The following is a 266-nucleotide window of genomic DNA, read 5'->3' on the forward strand; positions in this document are numbered from 1 at the left end:
GCTGGCGGTAAAGAAACTTTTGAGAAACAGATTATTTATTTTGAAAAAATTGGAGACGTAAAATGAGTTATTTGATTTTGGATGATGATATGTATTTAATCTATGATTTTAAAAAAGTCATGAAAAGAGAAAAAGAATTTATTGAAAAGACAAGATTATTATCATTAAATGACGAAAGTATCTTTGGCATCAAAAAAGACAAAGGCTTATTTGCATCAGAGGAATGGTGGAGTAATATTGATTCCGGACAGATTATCACCAGAAGC

The 266-nt window shown here is 29.3% G+C and carries 1 pseudogene; it reads left to right on the forward strand.

Going from position 1 to position 266, the window contains the following annotated elements:
• Window positions 1-62 precede the first annotated feature (62 nt).
• Window positions 63-266, forward strand: a pseudogene (locus HMPREF2865_RS01530) (hypothetical protein); the annotation flags it as partial.

Origin of the sequence: Neisseria sp. HMSC073G10 (assembly GCF_001812605.1) — a bacterium.
Taxonomy (GTDB): Bacteria; Pseudomonadota; Gammaproteobacteria; order Burkholderiales; family Neisseriaceae; genus Neisseria; species Neisseria subflava_A.